This is a genomic window from Pseudomonas mediterranea CFBP 5447, assembly GCF_000774145.1.
Classification (GTDB): Bacteria; Pseudomonadota; Gammaproteobacteria; order Pseudomonadales; family Pseudomonadaceae; genus Aquipseudomonas; species Aquipseudomonas mediterranea.
On the sequence record NZ_KN322987.1, the window covers coordinates 270,857 to 291,082 of the forward strand.

General features: G+C 63.3%; 17 protein-coding genes. 13 read left to right on the plus strand and 4 right to left on the minus strand.

Going from position 1 to position 20,226, the window contains the following annotated elements; translation table 11 throughout:
- The first annotated feature begins 7 nt into the window (after positions 1 to 7).
- From N005_RS21360 to N005_RS21395, 8 genes are all read left to right on the plus strand, one after another.
- Complete coding sequence (locus N005_RS21360) at positions 8 to 751, plus strand: glycosyltransferase family 2 protein (RefSeq protein WP_047703008.1); 744 nt, start codon at positions 8 to 10, stop codon at positions 749 to 751.
- A gap of 1 nt (position 752) precedes the next feature.
- Positions 753 to 1,046, plus strand: coding sequence for a lipid-A-disaccharide synthase N-terminal domain-containing protein (locus tag N005_RS21365; protein ID WP_047703009.1), 294 nt, complete (start codon positions 753 to 755; stop codon positions 1,044 to 1,046).
- Positions 1,009 to 2,571 (plus strand): ArnT family glycosyltransferase, encoded by a 1,563-nt coding sequence (locus N005_RS21370; protein ID WP_081993309.1) that lies wholly within the window; start codon positions 1,009 to 1,011, stop codon positions 2,569 to 2,571. Before N005_RS21365 ends, N005_RS21370 begins: the two co-directional genes overlap by 38 nt.
- Before the next feature lie 241 nt (positions 2,572 to 2,812).
- Entirely contained in the window at positions 2,813 to 4,477 is a 1,665-nt protein-coding gene (locus N005_RS21375) for an AMP-binding protein (protein WP_047703011.1), read from the plus strand.
- Between the two features lie 16 nt (positions 4,478 to 4,493).
- Positions 4,494 to 5,255 carry an SDR family NAD(P)-dependent oxidoreductase gene (locus N005_RS21380; RefSeq protein ID WP_047703012.1) on the plus strand — a complete coding sequence of 254 codons (762 nt, stop codon included), beginning with the start codon at positions 4,494 to 4,496 and terminating at the stop codon, positions 5,253 to 5,255.
- Between the two features lie 14 nt (positions 5,256 to 5,269).
- A complete protein-coding gene (locus tag N005_RS21385) occupies positions 5,270 to 6,457 on the plus strand; it encodes an acetyl-CoA C-acyltransferase (RefSeq protein WP_047703013.1) in 1,188 nt (395 codons plus the stop codon).
- A gap of 9 nt (positions 6,458 to 6,466) precedes the next feature.
- Positions 6,467 to 7,594: an acyl-CoA dehydrogenase gene (locus N005_RS21390; protein ID WP_047703014.1), complete on the plus strand. Its 1,128-nt coding sequence runs from the start codon at positions 6,467 to 6,469 to the stop codon at positions 7,592 to 7,594.
- A 13-nt stretch (positions 7,595 to 7,607) separates the two neighbouring features.
- The gene (locus tag N005_RS21395) at positions 7,608 to 8,381 is read left to right on the plus strand and encodes an enoyl-CoA hydratase (protein ID WP_047703015.1); all 774 of its coding nucleotides are present in this window, start codon (positions 7,608 to 7,610) and stop codon (positions 8,379 to 8,381) included.
- A 155-nt stretch (positions 8,382 to 8,536) separates the two neighbouring features.
- On the opposite strand, the gene N005_RS21400 is transcribed toward N005_RS21395, so the two are convergent.
- Together N005_RS21400 and N005_RS30100 are read right to left on the minus strand one after the other, a co-directional pair.
- On the minus strand, positions 8,537 to 10,159 hold the full coding sequence (locus tag N005_RS21400) for a sensor domain-containing diguanylate cyclase (protein ID WP_052126427.1): 1,623 nt from the start codon (positions 10,157 to 10,159) through the stop codon (positions 8,537 to 8,539).
- Positions 10,160 to 10,336: 177 nt separating this feature from the next.
- A complete protein-coding gene (locus tag N005_RS30100; protein ID WP_448649300.1) occupies positions 10,337 to 10,438 on the minus strand; it encodes a small membrane protein YohP in 102 nt (33 codons plus the stop codon).
- A gap of 133 nt (positions 10,439 to 10,571) precedes the next feature.
- On the opposite strand from N005_RS30100, the gene N005_RS21405 reads away from it, so the two are divergent.
- A complete protein-coding gene (locus N005_RS21405) occupies positions 10,572 to 11,378 on the plus strand; it encodes a DeoR/GlpR family DNA-binding transcription regulator (protein WP_392397532.1) in 807 nt (268 codons plus the stop codon).
- Positions 11,379 to 11,552: 174 nt separating this feature from the next.
- Here N005_RS21405 and N005_RS21410 read toward each other — a convergent pair whose 3' ends face one another.
- A complete protein-coding gene (locus N005_RS21410) occupies positions 11,553 to 12,473 on the minus strand; it encodes a DMT family transporter (RefSeq protein ID WP_047703016.1) in 921 nt (306 codons plus the stop codon).
- Positions 12,474 to 12,547: 74 nt separating this feature from the next.
- Here N005_RS21410 and N005_RS21415 point away from each other — a divergent pair, with 74 nt between their 5' ends.
- The gene (locus N005_RS21415) at positions 12,548 to 13,402 is read left to right on the plus strand and encodes a LysR family transcriptional regulator (protein ID WP_047703017.1); all 855 of its coding nucleotides are present in this window, start codon (positions 12,548 to 12,550) and stop codon (positions 13,400 to 13,402) included.
- 10 nt (positions 13,403 to 13,412) lie between these two features.
- Here the strand turns inward: N005_RS21415 and N005_RS21420 are convergent, their stop codons facing one another.
- Positions 13,413 to 15,464 (minus strand): methyl-accepting chemotaxis protein, encoded by a 2,052-nt coding sequence (locus N005_RS21420; protein WP_047703018.1) that lies wholly within the window; start codon positions 15,462 to 15,464, stop codon positions 13,413 to 13,415.
- Between the two features lie 359 nt (positions 15,465 to 15,823).
- On the opposite strand from N005_RS21420, the gene N005_RS21425 reads away from it, so the two are divergent.
- From N005_RS21425 to N005_RS21435, 3 genes are all read left to right on the plus strand, one after another.
- The gene (locus N005_RS21425; RefSeq protein ID WP_047703019.1) at positions 15,824 to 17,272 is read left to right on the plus strand and encodes an APC family permease; all 1,449 of its coding nucleotides are present in this window, start codon (positions 15,824 to 15,826) and stop codon (positions 17,270 to 17,272) included.
- 87 nt (positions 17,273 to 17,359) lie between these two features.
- Positions 17,360 to 18,781, plus strand: a complete 1,422-nt coding sequence (locus tag N005_RS21430) for an aldehyde dehydrogenase family protein (protein WP_047703020.1) — start codon at positions 17,360 to 17,362, stop codon at positions 18,779 to 18,781.
- Between the two features lie 11 nt (positions 18,782 to 18,792).
- Complete coding sequence (locus N005_RS21435; protein ID WP_047703021.1) at positions 18,793 to 20,142, plus strand: aminotransferase class III-fold pyridoxal phosphate-dependent enzyme; 1,350 nt, start codon at positions 18,793 to 18,795, stop codon at positions 20,140 to 20,142.
- The last annotated feature ends 84 nt before the right edge of the window (positions 20,143 to 20,226 follow it).

The following is a 20,226-nucleotide window of genomic DNA, read 5'->3' on the forward strand; positions in this document are numbered from 1 at the left end:
GTAAGTCATGCACGAAACCCCTTATGTATCTGTCTTGATCCCGGCGAAGAACGAAGCAGGCAATCTCATTCCGTTGTTGGCGGAGGTGCGTGCGGCGCTGGTCAACGAGGCCTTCGAAGTCATCGTGGTGGACGATGGCAGCACCGATGCCACCGCAGCCGAACTGCGTACGCTGCAAGGTCAGGGCTACCCCCAGTTGCGGGTGCTCAGCCACGCCCGTTCCCTGGGGCAGAGCACCTCTATCCACCACGCCGCCGTGGTGGCTCGCGGGCACTGGTTGGCGACGCTGGATGGCGATGGCCAGAACGATCCGGCCGATTTGCCGAAGATGCTCGACCTGGTGCGCGGTTCGGAGGGCAAGCCCGCAGGCGTCAAGCTGGTGGCGGGGCATCGGGTGAACCGTCGCGACACGGCGAGCAAGCGCTGGGCCTCGCGATTCGCCAACAAGCTGCGCGCCAGCCTGCTGAAAGACCAGACCCCGGATACCGGCTGCGGCATCAAATTGATCGAGCGCGAGGCCTTTCTGCGCCTGCCGTACTTCGATCACATGCACCGGTTCATTCCGGCTCTGATCCGTCGTCATAACGGCCGGATGCTGGTCCAGCCGGTCAACCACCGTGAACGCGGGGCCGGGGTGTCCAACTACGGAAACCTGGACCGGGCCCTGGTGGGCATCGTCGATCTGTTGGGGGTGTGGTGGTTGATCAAACGCACGCGCCTGGACGTCAACGCACAAGAAAGCGAGGCCTGACATGGGCAGGGAATCGATGTGGCTGGCCGTGGGGTTCATGGGCCAGTTGGTCTTTACCGGACGCTTTGCCTTGCAGTGGCTCTACAGCGAGTACAAGAAGCGCAGCGTGATTCCGGTCGGATTCTGGTACCTGAGCATCGCCGGCAGTGCCTTGCTGCTGGCATACGCGATTTATCGCCAAGACCCGGTGTTCATTCTCGGCCAGTCCTTCGGCTTCATCGTGTACCTGCGCAATCTGCAATTGATCGCCAGGCAGCATGAACACAAAGGCCTCGAGCTGGACAAAAGGGGCTGAGCCGGTGCGGATACGATTATCGTCCCCACGCCTGGAATGCCTGGCGCTCGCGCTATTGGCGCTGGTCATGGTGGGGGCCGGGCTCGGCTGGCGGCAACCGCTGAATGTCGATGAGGAGCGTTTCCTCGGGGTAGCCCTGGAAATGCTGCAGAACGGCTCATGGTTCATTCCCCATCGGGCCGGGGAAATCTATGCGGACAAGCCGCCCTTGTTCATGTGGGCCGTGGCGCTGTTCGTGCAACTGACCCACCTGCCCAAGCTTGCCCTGTACTTGCCCGCGCTGCTGGCCGGCAGCGTGACCACGGCCTGCCTGTATGACCTGGGCCGACGCCTGTGGGGACGGCGCATCGGCGTGATCGCCGCGCTGCTGTTTCTGGCGACCTACCAGACCTACAGCATCCTGCGTACCGGACAGATCGATGGCTTTCTCGCGCTCTGGACCATCCTGGGCGTTTATGGTTTGTGCCGGCACCTGCTGCTCGGTCCGGCCTGGCGCTGGTACTACATGGCCTGCGCGGCGATGGGGTTGGGCATCATCAGCAAAGGGGTTGGCTTTCTGCCGGTGTTGATGCTGATTCCCTACGCCTATGCGGTGCGCAAAGGTTGGAAGGGCGTGGCGCCGATGCCCGGGAAAATCACTCACTGGTGGCTGGGGCTGCCGGTGGCGCTGGCTGCCATTGCGGTGTGGCTGGGCCCGTTGTTGCTGATCGTGGCGCAGGGCAGTGCCGACAGCGTGGCCTATGCCCAGGAAATCCTGTTCAAGCAAACGGCGGGTCGCTATGCCAACGCGTGGGAGCATCGCGAACCCTTCTGGTACTTCTTCGTCGAGGTGATCCCGAAGTACTGGTTGCCGATGTTCTTCATGCTGCCCTGGCTGGTGCCGGCCTGGCGCCGGCAATTGCTCAAGCACGATGGGCGGGTGCTGGTATTGCTCGGCTGGGTGGTGCTAGTGCTGCTGTTCTTCAGCCTGAGCAGCGGCAAGCGCAAGCTGTATATTTTCCCGGCCTTGCCTGGGTTGATTCTGCTGGTGGCACCGTTGCTTCCGTGGATGTTGCGCCGCTGGTTCAGCCGGCGCCCGCGAGGCAGGACGGTGTTCGTCGGGTTGACCATGGTATGGCTGTGCGCCTGGTTCGTGCGGGGCTTCGTCGAACCGCACAAGGAGGGCGTCAATCCTCACGAAACCCTCATGGCTGACGTCGCGCGACTGAGCAACAACGCCGAGCTGGTGCTGGTGGGGTGGCGTGAAGGGCACTGGTTGTTCGCCCGACAACCCATCGTGCATTTTGGCTTCTATAGCCATCAGTCCCTGGAACAGTCCGCGTTGTGGCTGCGCAGCCACCCGCAGGCCTATGCGTTGGTGCCGGCGCGGGAGCTGGCGCGCTGCTACGACCCGCAAAAGGCCCGCAGCGTCGGCGAAACCTCCAGGGCCGAGTGGTTCCTGGTGGGGAGCGATGCGGATAACCAGCAGTGTCAGCCTTCGGCGCCGGGGAAGGTGTATTCGTTTGCTTGGAAACAGCCTTTGTAGCGACTGGGAGATTGCTATCGCGAGCAGGCTCGCTCCCACAAGGGAGTTGTATTCACCGCGAAACCCTGTGGGAGCGAGCCTGCTCGCGATAGGGCCATAGCTGGCAATCTATCCTTCGAACCATGGCCAAACCAGTCAGCCAACTTGATAGCTTTGACCATTGTCGCCCAAGCCCTTCGGCGCGAGTATTCCCCTGTTCACGGTTCCCCCAACCAATAAAAAGTACAGAGGGATTCTAGTCATGCGCGATTATTCGTCCGCCACGTCGCAGTTCGATTACCTGCACACCGTCAACGCCGCGCTGCACGGTTCGCTCGAGGCGCTGAACGCCTGTGTCGAATGTTGCGACCGGCATGCGTTGCCGGGGCGTATCGCCTTGTTCTGGGAGGGCCGTGACGGCAGCGAGGCGACCTGGACCTACCGTGACCTGCAGGATAACGCCGCACGCTTCGCCAATTTCCTGCTGGCCCAGGGCGTGACCAAGGGCGACAAGGTCGCCGGCCTGTTGCCTCGCACCGCGGAGTTGCTGATCGTGGTGCTTGCCACCTGGCGCATCGGCGCCGTGTATCAGCCATTGTTCACCGCGTTCGGACCCAAGGCCATCGAGCACCGCCTCGGCAGCTCCGGCGCGCGCATTGTCGTCACCGACAGCGTCAACCGGGCCAAGCTCAACGAAGTGAGCGGCTGCCCCACCGTGGTCACCGTCGGCGGCGAACAAGGTCGGGGAATCGTGCGGGGCGACTTCAGTTTCTGGGCTGAAGTGGCAAACCACTCCAATCAATGCGAACCGGTCATGCTCACCGGTGAAGACCCGTTCCTGCTGATGTTCACCTCCGGCACCACCGGGCCGGCCAAGGCGCTGGCCGTACCGCTCAAAGCTATCGTCGCCTTCCAGAGCTACACCCGTGACGCGGTGGATTTGCGTCCCGAAGATGCCTTCTGGAACCTCGCCGACCCAGGCTGGGCCTATGGCATCTACTTCGGCGTGACCGGACCCTTGGCGATGGGCCATCCGATCACCTTCTACGATGGTCCCTTCACCCTGGAAAGCACCTGCCGGGTCATCAACAAATACGGCATCACCAACCTCACGGGCTCGCCCACCGCCTATCGCCTGCTGATTGCCGGAGGCGAGCAGTTCGCCCGATCGGTCAAGGGCCGGCTGCGTATCGTCAGCAGTGCCGGCGAGCCGCTGAACCCGGAAGTGATCCGCTGGTTCGCCGATCACCTGGACGTGGTGATCCACGATCATTACGGCCAGACCGAACTGGGCATGGTGCTGTGCAACCACCACGGGCTTGAGCATCCGGTGCACCTCGGGGCGGCCGGCTTTGCCTCGCCGGGCCATCGGATCGTGGTGCTGGATGAGAACCACCAGGAACTGGGTGTCGGCCAGCCGGGCATTCTCGCCGTCGACCGCAGCCAGTCGCCGATGTGCTGGTTCGCCGGTTACGCAGGTGGGCCGACCAAGGCGTTCGTTGGCAATTATTACCTGAGCGGTGACACCGTCGAACTGAACCCGGACGGCAGCATCAGCTTCGTTGGTCGCAGTGATGACGTGATCACCACGTCGGGCTATCGCGTCGGTCCCTTCGACGTGGAAAGCGCCTTGATCGAACACCCGGCCGTGGTCGAAGCCGCCGTGGTCGGCAAACCCGACCCGGAGCGTACCGAGTTGGTGAAGGCTTTCGTCGTGCTCAGTGCCCAGTACCGTGCCGCGCCGGAGCTGGCCGAAGAACTGCGCCAACACGTACGCAAGCGCCTGGCCGCCCATGCATATCCCCGTGAAATCGAATTTGTCAGCGACTTGCCGAAAACCCCGAGCGGCAAGTTGCAGCGCTTTATCTTGCGCAACCAGGAAATCGCCAAAGCCCAAGAAGCGGCGGCGCAGAACGTTTCAGCTTGAATCCAAGGAAACCATGATGCAGATCGACAACAAGATATTCCTCGTCAGCGGCGGTGCGTCCGGCCTCGGTGCGGCGACCGGTGAGCTGTTGGTCAAGGCCGGCGCCAAGGTGATGCTGGTGGACCTCAATGCCGAAGCCGTGGCTGCCCAGGCGCAGAAGCTCGGCTGCCGGAGCGTGGTGGCGGACATCAGCAACGAGGCGGCGGCCGAAGCGGCGGTCAAGGCCACCGTCGAGGCATTCGGCGGCCTGAATGGCCTGGTGAACTGCGCCGGTATCGTGCGTGGCGAGAAGATCCTCGGCAAGAACGGCCCTCATGCGCTGGCCAGCTTCAGCCAGGTGATCAACGTCAACCTGATCGGCAGCTTCAACCTGCTGCGCCTGGCCGCTGCGGCCATTGCCGAAACCGAGGCCGATGCCGACGGCGAACGCGGCGTGATCATCAACACCGCGTCGGTGGCCGCTTTCGACGGCCAGATCGGCCAGGCGGCCTATGCCGCATCCAAGGGCGCCATTGCCAGCCTGACCTTGCCGGCTGCCCGGGAACTGGCGCGTTTCGGCATCCGCGTGATGACCATCGCGCCCGGTATTTTCGAAACGCCGATGATGGCCGGCATGACCCCGGAAGTCCGCGATTCCCTGGCTGCCGGCGTGCCGTTCCCGCCGCGCCTGGGCAAACCGGCCGAGTACGCGGCGCTGGTCAGGCATATCATTGAAAACAGCATGCTCAACGGCGAGGTGATCCGTCTCGACGGAGCCTTGCGCATGGCTGCGAAGTAAGGAGGATTTTTGTCATGACCCACGATCCGATTGTCATCGTCAGTGCCGTCCGTACCCCCATGGGCGGTTTCCAGGGCGAACTCAAGAGCCTCAGCGCCCCGCAACTGGGTGCGGCCGCCATCAAGGCAGCGGTCGAACGCGCCGGTATCGCACCGGGTGCGGTGGAGGAAGTGCTGTTCGGTTGCGTGCTCGCCGCCGGCCAGGGCCAGGCCCCGGCGCGGCAGGCGGCGCTGGGTGCCGGGCTCGACAAGTCGACCCGTTGCACCACCCTGAACAAGATGTGCGGTTCGGGCATGGAGGCGACGATGCTCGCCCATGACATGCTCGTGGCCGGCAGCGCCGAGGTGGTGGTGGCCGGCGGCATGGAAAGCATGTCCAACGCTCCGTATCTGCTCGATCGCGCCCGCAGCGGCTTGCGCATGGGCCATGGCAAGGTCCTGGACCACATGTTCCTCGACGGCCTGGAGGATGCCTACGACAAGGGGCGCCTAATGGGCACCTTCGCCGAGGATTGCGCCGAAGCCAATGGTTTCAGCCGTGAAGCCCAGGACGCCTTCGCCATCGCGTCCACCACCCGCGCCCAGCAGGCGATCAAGGACGGTAGCTTCGACGCCGAGATCGTGCCGCTGCAGGTCATGGTCGGCAAGGAACAGGTCACGGTGAGCCACGACGAACAGCCGCCCAAGGCGCGGATCGACAAGATCGCATCCCTCAAGCCGGCATTCCGCGAAGGCGGCACGGTGACGGCGGCCAACGCCAGCTCGATCTCCGACGGTGCCGCGGCGCTGGTGCTGATGCGCCAGAGCCAGGCGACACAGCGCGGCCTGAAGCCGCTGGCGGTGATTCACGGTCACGCGGCGTTTGCCGACACCCCGAGCCTTTTCCCCACCGCACCGATTGGCGCGGTGAAGAAACTGATGCAAAAGACCGGTTGGTCGCTGGATGAAGTGGATCTGTTCGAGGTCAACGAAGCGTTTGCCGTGGTCGGGCTGGTGACCATGGGCAAGTTGGAGATCCCCCACGACAAGGTCAACGTCCACGGCGGCGCCTGCGCGCTGGGCCACCCGATCGGTGCTTCCGGGGCGCGGATCCTGGTGACGCTGCTCTCGGCCCTGCGCCAGAAAGGCCTCAAGCGCGGCGTCGCAGCGATTTGCATCGGCGGCGGCGAAGCCACGGCCATGGCCGTCGAATGCCTGTACTAAGGAATCATCATGCTCCCGACTGAAGAACAGACACAGATCAGCGACGTGGCCCGGCAGTTCGCCCAGGAACGCCTGAAACCGTTCGCCGCCGAGTGGGACCGCGAGCACCGCTTTCCCAGGGAAGCCATCGGCGAAATGGCCGAGCTGGGTTTCTTCGGCATGCTCGTGCCGGAACAGTGGGGCGGTTGCGACACCGGCTACCTGACCTACGCCATGGCTCTGGAAGAAATCGCCGCCGGTGACGGAGCGTGCTCGACCATCATGAGCGTGCACAACTCGGTGGGTTGCGTGCCGATCCTCAAGTTCGGCAGCGACGAACAGAAGGCGCGGTTCCTCACGCCCCTGGCCAGCGGCGCGATGCTCGGCGCCTTTGCCCTGACCGAGCCCCAAGCCGGCTCGGACGCCAGCAGTCTCCAGACCCGGGCGCGACTGGACGGCGATCATTACGTGCTCAACGGTAGCAAGCAGTTCATTACCTCCGGGCAGAACGCCGGGGTGGTGATCGTGTTCGCGGTGACCGACCCGAGTGCGGGCAAGCGTGGCATCAGCGCGTTCATCGTACCCACCGACTCACCGGGCTACAGCGTGGCGCGGGTCGAGGACAAACTCGGCCAGCATGCTTCCGATACCTGCCAGATCCTGTTCGAAGATGTGAAGGTGCCGGTTGCCAATCGGCTGGGGGAGGAGGGTGAAGGCTACAGGATCGCCCTGGCGAACCTGGAAGGCGGACGGGTCGGCATCGCGGCGCAATCGGTCGGCATGGCGCGCGCGGCTTTCGAGGCGGCCCGGGACTATGCCCGCGAGCGCCAGAGCTTCGGCAAGCCGATCATCGAGCACCAGGCCGTGGCGTTCCGCCTGGCGGACATGGCGACCCAGATCGCTGTGGCGCGGCAGATGGTGCATTACGCCGCCGCGCTGCGGGATAACGGTCAGCCTGCTTTGGTAGAGGCTTCCATGGCCAAGCTGTTCGCCTCGGAAATGGCCGAAAAAGTCTGCTCCATGGCGTTGCAAACCCTGGGCGGATACGGTTATCTCAACGACTTTCCGCTGGAACGCATCTACCGCGACGTACGGGTCTGCCAGATCTACGAAGGCACCAGCGACATTCAGCGCATGGTCATTTCGCGCAATCTTTGAACAGGAGTCCTGCATGAACTACGAAACGATTTTGTTGGAAATCAAGGACCGCGTCGGCCTGATCATCCTCAACCGTCCCCAGGCGCTGAACGCCTTGAACGCGCAGATCGTCAGCGAGTTGAACCACGCGCTGGACAGCCTGGAAGCGGACCCGAAGATCGGCTGCATCGTGCTGACCGGCTCGAAGAAAGCCTTCGCCGCCGGGGCCGACATCAAGGAAATGGCCGAGCTGACCTATCCGCAGATCTACCTCGACGACCTGTTCAGCGACAGCGACCGCGTGGCCAACCGCCGCAAGCCGATCATTGCGGCGGTGAACGGCTTCGCCTTGGGTGGTGGTTGTGAACTGGCCTTGATGTGCGACTTCATCCTGGCCGGCGACAGCGCCAAGTTCGGCCAGCCGGAAATCAACCTCGGCGTCCTGCCGGGCATGGGCGGCACCCAGCGCCTGACCCGTGCGGTGGGCAAGGCCAAGGCCATGGAAATGTGCCTGACCGGGCGTTTCATCGATGCGGTGGAAGCGGAACGTTGCGGCATCGTGGCGAGGATCGTACCGGCCGACGAGTTGCTGGATGACGCCCTGAAAACCGCCGCATTGATCGCCTCCAAGTCGGTACCGATCAGCATGATGGTCAAGGAAAGCGTCAACCGTGCGTTTGAAGTGAGCCTGTCCGAAGGCGTGCGTTTCGAACGACGGGTGTTCCATGCGGCATTCGCGACCCAGGATCAGAAAGAAGGCATGGCCGCCTTCGTGGCCAAGCGGCCGGCGGAGTTCCAGGACAAGTAAGCGGCGCCCTGACCGACGCCATCGCGAGCAGGCTCGCTCCCACATTGCACCTGCGCTGTACGCAGCATTTGCATACGCCGCAGCACTCTGTGGGAGCGAGCCTGCTCGCGATGGCGGTCTATTGGCTTGCAGAAAGACTGCCTGGCAGGCACTCGCTACGCAGCCTCGTGGAACTTCGCCTGGGATTTGCCGGCGCGCTTGGCCCGGTACAGCGCTTCATCGGCCTGGGCCAGGGCGTCGGTAAATGCGCCGCCGGTCCAGAGTGCTCCGCCGATGCTGCAACCGATGTTGATCGACTGTCCGGCCAACACCACCGGTTCGGCCAGTTTCGCCAGGATCCGATGTGCAGCACCCTGGATGCTGGCCAGGGACTCTCCGCTGTTCAGGCGCAGCAGGAGCACGAATTCGTCACCACCGTGGCGGACGGCGATGTCGCCCTCGCGCACCGCCGTCAAGAGCCGAATACCGACTTCATGAAGCAACGCGTCGCCAACGGCATGGCCGAAGTCATCATTGACGGGTTTGAATCCGTCGAGATCCACGCACAGTACGCCGAAATCGCATTGCGTTTCGACTTCGCGGCCCACGGCCTCGACATACTTGTTCAGGGCCGCCCGGTTAGGCAGGCCCGTGACCACATCGCGGTAGGCAATGCCTTCGACCAGCGCCAACTGACCTCTTTTTCGGGTCAGGCTGTCAACGAGGTGGCGGATCGCGATGCTCAATGTCTCGACTTCCCGACTGCCCTTGAGTAGCGGGATGCTGACATCGGCGCCTTCGGACAGCCGAGCGGCCGCCTCGGCGATTTTATTGATGGGCCCGGTGATGATGCCCGCCACGAACCACCCGACCACGGCAAACAGGACGGACAGCAGGCCGCCCCATATGAGGATCTCGTTACGCAGTCGATGTGCTTCAGCAAAAGCCGCTTCAGCCGGTTGTCGCGTGACCACGGTCCATCCCAGGCCGCGATAATCGCCGACGCCAACGCTCTGGACCGAACCTGCCAGGTATACGTTACCGTCCTGCCAGCGCTTGACCGACCAGTGTTGCCCGACACCTTCATTGACCGTGATGCCGATAGGTTTGCCGATCATTTCGCTAGGGCCCAGGATGACGGTGCCGTCCTTGCTGATCACCAGGAACTCCAGCCCAGGCAGGCGTTTTTGCAAGGGCACGAACAATGATCGGCCAACCTCATCGGCCCACTTCCAGGACAGGTGCGCCGCCAGTACGCCCAGGAATTGGCCGGAGTCGTCCCGGACCGGCATGCTGATGTCGACGAACTTCATCGCTTCGCCGGAAGGGTTGGGCAGCAGCTTCGCCAGCATGACGGCGTCGTGAACGTCGCCGATAAAGGTCTGTTGCTGGCCATTGATGAACACAGGACGTTGCGAAATATCGACACCTTCGAGCAGGCTGTCGGTGGAGGCGAGCACCTTGCCGTGGGCATCGGTAAGGCCGATCCATGAATAGCTCGGGAACTGGTCACTCAAATGATTGAGCAGCTTGCGCGCCTCGGCGATGTTCGCAGTGTTGCGCAGCGTCTCCAGCTGGCTGAGGACCGTGAGCGCTTTCGACCGGTTGTCCATATCCCGATCAAGACGATCGACCATGGAGTATGCGTATTCGCTCAGTTGAAGACCGGTTTTCTCTTTGAGCCTGGAGATGGATGACTCACCGATCACCGTGCCGAACAGGCAACTGAGGACCAGCACGACCGACGCGACAGCGATGGCAAATCGTGCCCGTAAGCTTTGAAGTGGAAGGAGATGCATCGTAACTCGCCAGAGGATGAAATCGAATGGCCTGTGTCCCTGGCGTGCTTGTTTTCGCTATCGTCGCAGAATTCCCTCGTTTAGGGTACTGCTGTTGATCATGGCCATTACGCGGCGGTTGCCCGCCGGGCTCGTTATGCGCGGGTAACGCATGTGCCGAACCCGGCAGCCGTTCGGTCAGAAGATGAATTTGAGTAGGGCGATGACCACGATCAGGCCGATCAGGAAGATGATGCCAACGGTACTGCCAAGAAATTTCAACATGGGTAGTGCTCTCATCGGTGGGCTTAATGGTCTAGACCCCTGGCGCGAGAGCTCGTTTCGATTATTTTTCGGCGACGTCAGCCCATCCCGAATCATCGGTTTGACGATCCTTCGCATAAGCGGCATGCTTGCTCGGTCATGAGCGTTTATGCTCGTTTATGCAGGTTATGAAGTCATGGGCTCATCGAACGACGTATTTCCCGGCGAACGCCAGCGGTTGATCAGTGAACGCCTTGCACGCTATGGCCGTGTGATTGCGGCCGATCTGGCCAGTGAACTGAATGTGTCCGAGCACTCTATAAGACGCGACCTGGGTGCATTGGCGGCGGCCGGGCTATGCAAGCGCGTCTACGGCGGCGCCATCCTGCTGCCCGCGGCCGAGCGACCGATAGACGTCCGCGTCAGGCAGGACACCGGGCGCAAGAACAGTCTCGGCCAGACCGCCACCGGGTTGCTGAGCGCCGGGCAGCACGTCTTCATCGACGCCGGATCTACCAACCTGGCCATTGCCTGCGCCATTGATCCCCAGCTCCAGTTCACCGTCACCACCAACTCGCCGCTGATTGCGGTGCAACTGATGAAGCTGCCTCGCGCCGAGGTCATTGTATTGGGCGGACGCTTGAACCCCGTTGCAGGCGGCGCAATCGGGCTGGCCGCGGCACAGCAGCTACGGCAGTTCAGTTTCGACCTGTGCTTTCTCGGTGCCTGCGCCATCGACCCGGACAACGGGGTTACGGCCTTCGGCCTTGACGACGCCGAGTTCAAGCGCGCGGTGGTCGCGGCGAGCGGCCAGGTGGTCGTGGCGGTGACCAATGAAAAACTCTCCAGCGTCGCGCATTATCAGGTGGCCGCGTGTGGCGAAGTGTCTACCCTGGTGGTGGAACACGATGCGCCGCGGGAACGCCTGGAGCCGTTTTTCAACCGGATCTCCAACGTCGTCACGGCCGCTCGTTAAGTCGCTGCCTGTGGGGCTTGCCTCAATGCCAGTCGGTTGAGGAGCAAACGGCGCAAAACTGTGGGAGCAAAGCTTGCTCGCGATAGCGGTAAGTCAGTCAGCAACAATGTTGACTGGTCTGTCGCTATCGCGAGCAAGCTTTGCTCCCACAGGTTGTGGCTTAACTGACTGACATCAGGCTTGCCGGGCCTCCACGCGTACAACCAGCCAGATACCCGCTCCAGACACCAGCATCCCCAATGCCATCGGCCATGACAGCGGTTCGTTGAACATGGCCCAGGCCCAAAGCATCGTGACTGGCGGACTGAGATAAAGGATGCTGGCGACGCGGGTCGGGCTTGCGCGGCGCAGGCAGAGCCAGTACAGCCCATAGCCGCCCATCGTGGACAAGGCCACTGTCCAGAGCACGCTCAGGGCGAAGCCGGTGCTGGGTATCGGGGCCAGGCTCCCCGATAGACCTTCAAGAACGGCGAATACCACCGCCGAAACACAGCATTGCAGCCAAAGGTTGGGCATCAGGCCCAGGGATTCGGATGCCGGCAGATACTTTTGCCACAGGGTCGCGACGGCCAGGGAGAGCATGCCCAGCAAGGGCAGGGCATAGGCCCACCCTGGCGCGTGGCCCCAGGTGAGCGCGCCATGGGTGGCCAACGCAGCGCCGGCCAGCCCGATGATCAGGCCTGCCCAGACCTGCCAGGCCAGTCGCTGTCCGAGCACGCAGGCTGCCAGCAGGGCCAGGCCCATCGGCAGCAGATCGGCGAACAGCGCGGCGAGGCCAGCCGGCACGCCCAGGGCAATGCCTTGGGTGATGCCGGCGAGATAGCCGCCCATGGCCAGCAGCCCGATGCCGGCGTTCTTCAATAGCACTGCCGCCGGTGCCCGGCGTAACTGCTGAGCAACGAAGGGAAACAGCACCAGGGTGATCACGACGCAGCGCCAGAACACCACCAGCAGTGCGGGAGCGTAATCGATGGAAAAGCGCGCCCCGACAAAACCGGAGCTCCACGTCACGATCAACGCGGCTTCCAGCAAGGGCAACGGAACCAGCCAGTACCAGGCTGAAGGGGTCGAGGCAGGGCATGGGATCGTTTTCATGACCCCACGCTACAAAAGCGCGGTAATCTGATAAATCAAAATGTATTGCAGTAGTCCTTCATAAAAGGTGAATCATGGCGGCCGTACTCGACATCGAGCTGATTCGTACATTCCACGCCGTCGCGCGTATCGGCAAGTTCAGCGCCGCGGCCGAACACCTGCATAAAAGCCCGGCGGCGGTGAGTGTGCACGTGCAGCGGCTGGAGGCGGTTGCCGGGGGGCGCCTGCTCAATCGCGACAATCAATCGGTCTCGTTGACGGCGCTGGGCAAGCGGCTGCTCACCTCAACCACGGAATTGCTGGACGCCCATGACCGGGTGCTGGCCGATCTGCAGGGTAACCGTCTGGCGGGGCGGATCAGCCTGGGAGTGCCGGACGAATACGCCAACCATGTTATCCGCGACATTCTGCCGACGTTCGTGGCGGCCTGGCCCAACGTGGTGCTGGAGCTCAAGACCGCCCCCAGTTATGCGCTGCGGGACCTGGTACAGCGTGGAAAACTCCAGGCGGCCGTCGTCACCCTGCCAAAGGGGCAGTCCGACGCGCAGGGGCAGGTGTTGGTACCGACCGCGCCTGTCTGGGTCGGACCGATCAACAGGACGCTGACCCTTTCGCAGCCGCTCCCACTGGCGGTGCACGCGGCGCAGTGCCCTTATCGACAAGCCATGCTCGAATCGCTCCGGCACAGCGGCCACAAGGTGCGCATCGTGCTGGAAAGCCCCTCCAATCAGGCCGTCAAGGCGTGCGTCGAGGCCGGGTTGGCAATCAGCCTGATCGATCGCGCCCGTGTGACGGAGAAGATGCAGATACTCGCGGACCTGCCGTTCATTCCGGAGCACGACGTGGTGTTCATACGTTCGCCCGGTGGCGAGGCCGACGAAGCGGTGGTCCTGTTGGGCCAGGCCATGGGGCAGCTGTTTCGGCTCTAGCGATTACCGCTCAGGTGCGGAAGTGTCCCACCCGTTGCTGCTGATGGTTTGCCATCTCATAGAGCTGGAGGCTGGCTTGCGAGGCGTCCTGCATCCGGCTGGTCAATGTTTCGCTGATCGTGCGGATATCGCTGACGCGATGGCTGATGTCTTCGACAACGGTGCTTTGTTCCAGGGCCGCGCTGGCGATCTGCTGGTTCATTTGTTCGATCACTTCCACGGCATCGCTGATGTGCTGCAACGCCACCTGGGTCTGTTCGACCTGAACCACGCTGCCCCTGGCCAGTTCACGGCTGAGCTGGGTGTTGTGCACCACCTCCTGGCTGAGCTGTTGCAACGCTTCGATCACCCGGCGGATGTGTTCGACCGAGTTCTGGGTATTGCTGGCTAAATGTCGGACTTCGTCCGCCACCACCGCAAAACCGCGTCCCTGTTCGCCGGCCCTGGCCGCTTCAATCGCCGCATTGAGGGCCAGCAGGTTGGTCTGCTGGGCGATGGCGCAGATCACGTCCAGCACCTGGTTGATCTGCTGGCTGTTGTCGGCCAGGGTCTGCACCTGGCCGAGGGTGGTTTCGAGGCTTTGGTCAAGGGTGCCGATGCTGCTCACGGCGTGAGCGAACAATGCCCGGCCTGATCGGCTGGCACTTTCGGCGCGGGTGGCGGCATCCGCGGCCTGATGGGAGTGGCGGGCGACTTCCTGGGCGCTGGCGCTCATCTCATGCAGGGCGGTCGCGGCCAGTTCGACATCGCGGTACTGCCTGGACATGCCCGTGCTCACTTCCTGGGCCACTTGCGAGGAGGTATCGGCGGTATTGCGGGTGTCTTGGGAGGCTTGCTGGATATCGCGAATGATGGGCTGCAGTTTGGCGAGGAAGCGATTGAAGCCATTGGCCAGTTGGCCCAGCTCGTCGCTACGGTCGTCGGGCAGGCGCCGGGTGAGGTCGCCATCGCCTTCGACAATGGCATCGAGCATCTCGGCGACGCTCAGCAGCGGCCGGGTCACGCCGTAGGCGGTCAGCCAGATGAGCGACAAGCCCAGCCCGCCGGCGAGCAGGCCCAGGCCGAGATTGACCCAGTTGGCGTATTGCTGCCTTTCATCCAACTGGGCCTGCATCTGCAAGGCCGGCGCCTGCACCAGCGCCTCGGGAACCCGTATCTGCAACTGCCAGGGGGCGCCGTTCGCGACGGTCTGCACGCTCTGGCGCACGTCGACGGAGGTGTCCGACACGCTGCCGCTGTGGCCGGCTAGCTGGCCCGACGGGGACAGGATGCTGATCTCGCTATGGCCTGGATACAGGTCATCGGCCAAGGTGGCGGCGAGTTTCTGCAGGGTGTCGAGGCTGATGTCCATGCCCACGACGCCGATGGCCTGTCCCTTGTCCATCAAGGGCACCGAGATACTGCTCATGAGGGTTTTCCGGCCCTCGACTTCGACCTCGTAGGGTTCCGTCACGCAGGTACGCCGCTCGGTCTGTGGGCAGAAGTACCAGGCGTTCCCCGGCTCGCTGCCCGGCGGGGCATTGTTGGCCACGATCTGGGCTTCGCTGAGCACTTCCTGGACCAGTTGCCCCGGCTGGCTTTGCGACCAATACAAGGCAAAGCGACCTTTTTCGTTCCCGGCCAGGTTTCGCTGGCCGGCGAAACCGGCATCGTCCCCGGCCAGCGCGCCAGGCAACAACACGACGTACAGCCCGAGGATCTTTTCCCGCTTGAGCAGGGCCTGGCGGGTGGCGCCGATCACTGCCTGGCGCAGTTGTGTGGCGGTCAATCGTCCGTCCAGGGCCTGGGCACGCAGTTGAAGAACCTCTTGGCTGAATCCTTCCCCGTACAACGCTGTTTCGTTGAAGAAGCGCTCGACCCGCTGCCCGTGGGCGAAGGCCTGTGCCTGCAGGCGTTCCAGGGCTGACTGACCGAGCAGGAGACTGCTCTGGTGCTTCAACAACTGTGCACTCTGCTGGTTCTGGTAAAGGGAAGCGCCGGTCAATGCGCCGACGACGGCCAGGAGGGACAACCCACTCAAGAGTGTGATCCGCCACTGAATACTGAGACGCGCGAAGAACATGCCGGGACTTCCTGCTGGAGGCTTCAGATCGCACGCAGCCAAGGCCTGGGTTGGCGTTGGAAGGGCGCGTCCCGCCTGATTGTTATTGTGGGGTACCCGGACTTGGTTCAAGGGCGGGCGAGGTCATCTTGCCGGACGCGACGTCGGCGCCGTTAGCCCGAATCGGCAGCCACTGCCGGGCATAGGACATCGCGGTTGCCCCACTTTGGGGCGCTGCTCCCGATGCTGCCGATTTGGGATAGCGAACGGTTTTGGCGAGGGCATAGCATCGATCCGGCAACACACAACAAGCCTGTGCGCAGCGGTGAGTCTGGCGTGCCCGATCTGCAACAGCGGCCTCATACAATAAGGTTAAAAAAATGAGCGTATCTTTTCCGATCAGCAGCTCCACGGAGTTGAAGCGAGGCGCCCTGGGCGTCGGCTTCATCATCTTCTTTGTGGTATCGGCGGCGAGCCCACTGAGTGTCATCGCCGGAGGCTTTCCCATCGGCATCATGCTGGGTAACGGTGCCGGTACGCCGGCCTTGTTGATCCTGGCCCTGCTGGTATTGCTGGCGTTCTCGGCGGGATACACCGCCATGTCCCGGCACATGACCAACGCGGGCGGCTTCTACGCCTTTACTTCCCGTGGCCTGGGCGGCCTGGCCGGCGGCGCGGCGGGGGTATTGGCGATGTTCGCCTACAACATCCTGCAAGTGGGCCTGTACGGGATGTTCGGCGGGGTCGTCAGCGGCACGATGGCCAGCGTCTTCAACCTCGACTTGCCCTGGTGGTGCTATTCGCTGCTGGCCATGGCGAGCGTGGCGATTCTCGGCTATCGCAAGATCGACCTCTCTGCGCGGGTACTCTCGGTGGTGGTCATCGCCGAGTACCTGGCCATCCTGATCCTGGATTTCGCCATCCTCAAGACCGGCGGTGACAGCGGCATCAATCTCGATTCGTTCGACCGCAGCCAGGTGTTCAGCGGCACGCCGTCCATCGGCCTGCTGTTCTGTTTCGCCGCCTTCATCGGCTTCGAAGCCACCACCATCTACGGCGAAGAGGCCCGCGATCCGCACCGCACCATTCCGATTGCCACCTACAGCTCGGTGCTGTTGATCGGCGGCTTCTACGCCTTGTCGGTGTGGGCCATGGTGGTGGGCGTGGGGGCGGACAAGATCGTGCCGACGTTGCAGGCATTGCAGGACCCGACCACGTTCATCTATGGCCTGTCCGATCACTTTGTCGGTCCGCACCTGACCCAGGTCATCCGCGTCCTGTTCATGGTCAGCATCTACGCCGGGCTGCTGGCGTTCCACAACGCCGCGGCCCGCTATTTCTACGCTATCGGCCGTGACGGCCTGTTGCATCGCCAATTGGGCACGACCCACCGCGTCCACCAGAGCCCGCACATGGGGTCGGCGCTGCAGAGTCTGATTGCCGCCGTGGTGGTGCTGATCTTCGCCGCGCTGGATGCCGACCCGATCCTCCAGCTGTTCGCCTGGTTCTCCAACCTGGCGACCTTGTGCGTGATTCTGCTGATGGCGCTGACCTCGGCAGCGGTGGTGGTCTACTTCCGGCGCCACCCGGAACTGAAGCTCGGCGTCTGGCGCGGGCGGATCCTGCCGGTGTTTTCCTGTCTGGCCTTGCTGGTGGTCCTGGCGCTCGCGGTGATTCATTTCGATGTGCTGACCGGGGCCAGCACGCTGCTGTCCTACACCCTCTGCGCGATCATCCCCGTCGCGTTGATCGTCGGCGTATGCCTGGCGGTCCGACTGCGCAGGATTTCCCCCGAGCGGTTCCTGGCGCTGGGTAGCCACAAGCTTTAGAGCCTCACGCGGCACTGTTCAATTCTCACGAAAATACCGATCCGCGTGGTACGGGACGGCCCGTCTGCGCGCGAAAGGGAGGTACTGATGCACGATTATCAAATGCTCATCAACGGAGTTGCGGTCAGCGGTGAACAGGGTGGCTTCGATGTCATCAACCCGGCCACCGGCCGCGCTTTTGCCCGCTGCCCCGCCGGCTCCCTGGCCCAGTTGGACCTGGCGGTCGATGCGGCGCAGGCGGCCTTCAGCGAGTGGCGCCACAGCACCCACGAAGATCGGCGGGAGCGCTTGCTGGGCATCGCTGCCGACATCGAAGCGCAAGCCGACGCGTTGGCCCGATTGATTGTCCAGGAGCAAGGCAAGCCCCTGGCCCTGGCGCTTTTCGAAGTCATGGGGGCGGTGGCCTGGACGCGTTACATCGCCGAACAGCAGATCCCGGTGGAACGGGTGGAAGAAACCCCGACCCAGCGCATCGAGCTGCACCGCAAGCCGTTGGGGGTGGTGGCGTCGATCACGCCCTGGAACTGGCCGTTCATGATCGCCATCTGGCACATCATGCCGGCGCTACGGGCCGGCAATTGCGTGATCAGCAAACCGTCCAGCCTCACGCCCTTGAGCACCCTGAGCCTGGTGCACATCATCGCCCGCCATGTGCCCAAGGGTGTGATCAACGTCGTGACCGGAGAGCAGGGCTTCGGCAGCGCGATCACCTCCCATGCCGGCATCCACAAGATCGTCTTCACCGGCTCGACCGCCACCGGCCAGAGCGTGATGCGTGGCGCCGCGAGCAACCTCAAGCGCCTGACGCTGGAGCTGGGTGGCAATGACGCCGCCATCGTGTTGCCTGGCACCCCGGTGGAAGCCGTGGCCGAGGACATTTTCCAGGCGGCCTTCCTGAACATGGGCCAGACCTGTGCCGCCCTCAAGCGCCTGTACATACACGAATCCCAGTACGAGGCCTTTGCCGACGCGCTGGTGCGGATCGCTGCGCGCCAGGTGGTGGGTGATGGCCTGGAACCCGAGGTCACCTTCGGACCGGTGCAGAACCTCGAACAACTGGAACTGGTCGAGGCGCTGGTGGCCGACGCCCGTGCCCATGGCGGCCGGGTGTTGTGCGGCGGCGCTCGGTTGGACCGGCCGGGGTTTTTCTATCCGCCAACCCTGGTGGCCGATGTCACGGACGGGCACCGCCTGGTCGACGAAGAACAGTTCGGTCCGGTGCTGCCGCTGATTGCCTATCAGGACGTCGAGGACGTGCTGCGCCGCGCCAATGCCAGCGATATGGGCTTGGGAGGCTCTGTGTGGGGCAGCGATCTCGCCCAGGCACAAGCCTTGGCCAGTCGCCTGGAAAGCGGCGTGGCCTGGGTCAACTGCCACGCGCAGATCCAACCGAATACGCCTTTTGGTGGCAGCAAGATGTCCGGGTTCGGCGTCGAGTTCGGCCTTGAAGGGTTGCTGGAGTTCACCGGCCAGCAACTGCTGTTTGTACGCACCCGTGAAACTGAGTGAGGACTTGAACCATGTACGAAAAATACAAGACAGCGCAGAAGAAGTTCTGGCACCCGATGAGTTCCGCGGCACCGGCCCAGCGTTCGAAAACCCTGATCATCGCCAAGGGTGACGGCAACTACATCACCGACATCGACGGCCAGCGCATGCTCGATGGCGTCGGCGGTTTGTGGAACGTCAACGTGGGCCACAATCGGGCTTCGGTAAAGGCTGCGATTGCCGCGCAACTGGACGAACTGGCGTATTACCAGACGTTCGATGGCATCGCCCATCCGCGGGTGTTCGACCTGGCCGAGCGGCTGATCTCGATGTTTGCCCAGGAGAACATGGCCAGGGTGCTGTTCAGCGCCGGTGGTTCGGACGCGGTGGAGACCGCATTGAAAATGGCTCGCCAGTACTGGATCGCCAGCGGCGAGCCGGGGCGTACCCGCTTCCTGTCATTGCGCAACGGCTACCACGGCGTGCACATGGGCGGCACCTCGGTGGGCGGTAACGGTGTCTATCACTACAACCACGGGCAATTGCTCGCCGGATGCCATTTGCTCGACACACCGTGGCTGTATCGCAACCCCTGGGATTGCCGCGATCCGGAAGAGCTGACCGCCCACTGTATCCGTCAGTTGGAAGACCAGATCGCATTGTTGGGAGCGCAAACCATCGCTGCGCTGATCGCCGAACCGGTGCAGGGGGCGGGCGGTGTCATCGTGCCGCCGGCGAACTACTGGAAGAGGCTGCGGGAAGTCTGCGATCGCCACGGCATCCTGTTGATCGCCGATGAAGTGGTGACGGGGTTCGGTCGCTCGGGCTGCATGCTCGGCAGTCGTGGCTGGGGCGTTGCCCCGGACGTCCTGTGCCTGGCCAAGGGCATCACCGCAGGTTACATCCCGATGGGCGCCACGGTGTTCAACCAGCGGATCGCCGATGCCATCGAGAACGGGCCGGGGTTCAGCAGTGTGATCATGCATGGCTACACCTACAGCGGGCACCCGACCGCATGTGCCGCAGCCCTGGCGGTGCTGGATATCGTCGAGGCCGAGGATCTGCCGGGCAATGCCGGGAAAATCGGTACCCAGTTGCTGGAGCACTTGCAGCCGCTGGCCGAACGCTACGCGGTGGTCGGCGAGGTGCGCGGCAAGGGCCTGATGATCGCCCTGGACCTGGTGACGGACAAGGCCACCCGCCAACCCCTCGATCCAGCGACCGGTCTCGCCACGCGGATTGCCGATGAAGCGCGCCGTGGCGGCGTGCTGGTGCGCCCGATCGGCAACAAGATCGTCCTTTCGCCGCCGCTGACCCTCACGTCCGAGGAGGCCGGCCTGATCGTCCAGGCCCTCGATCACGCCCTGACCACCTGCCGCTGACCCTGCAAAACCGGCGCAGCCTGCTGCGCCGGCTTCACGAATAACCAAGACAGCCTTCGAAAGGCGCGCCACAAGGAGCTTCAG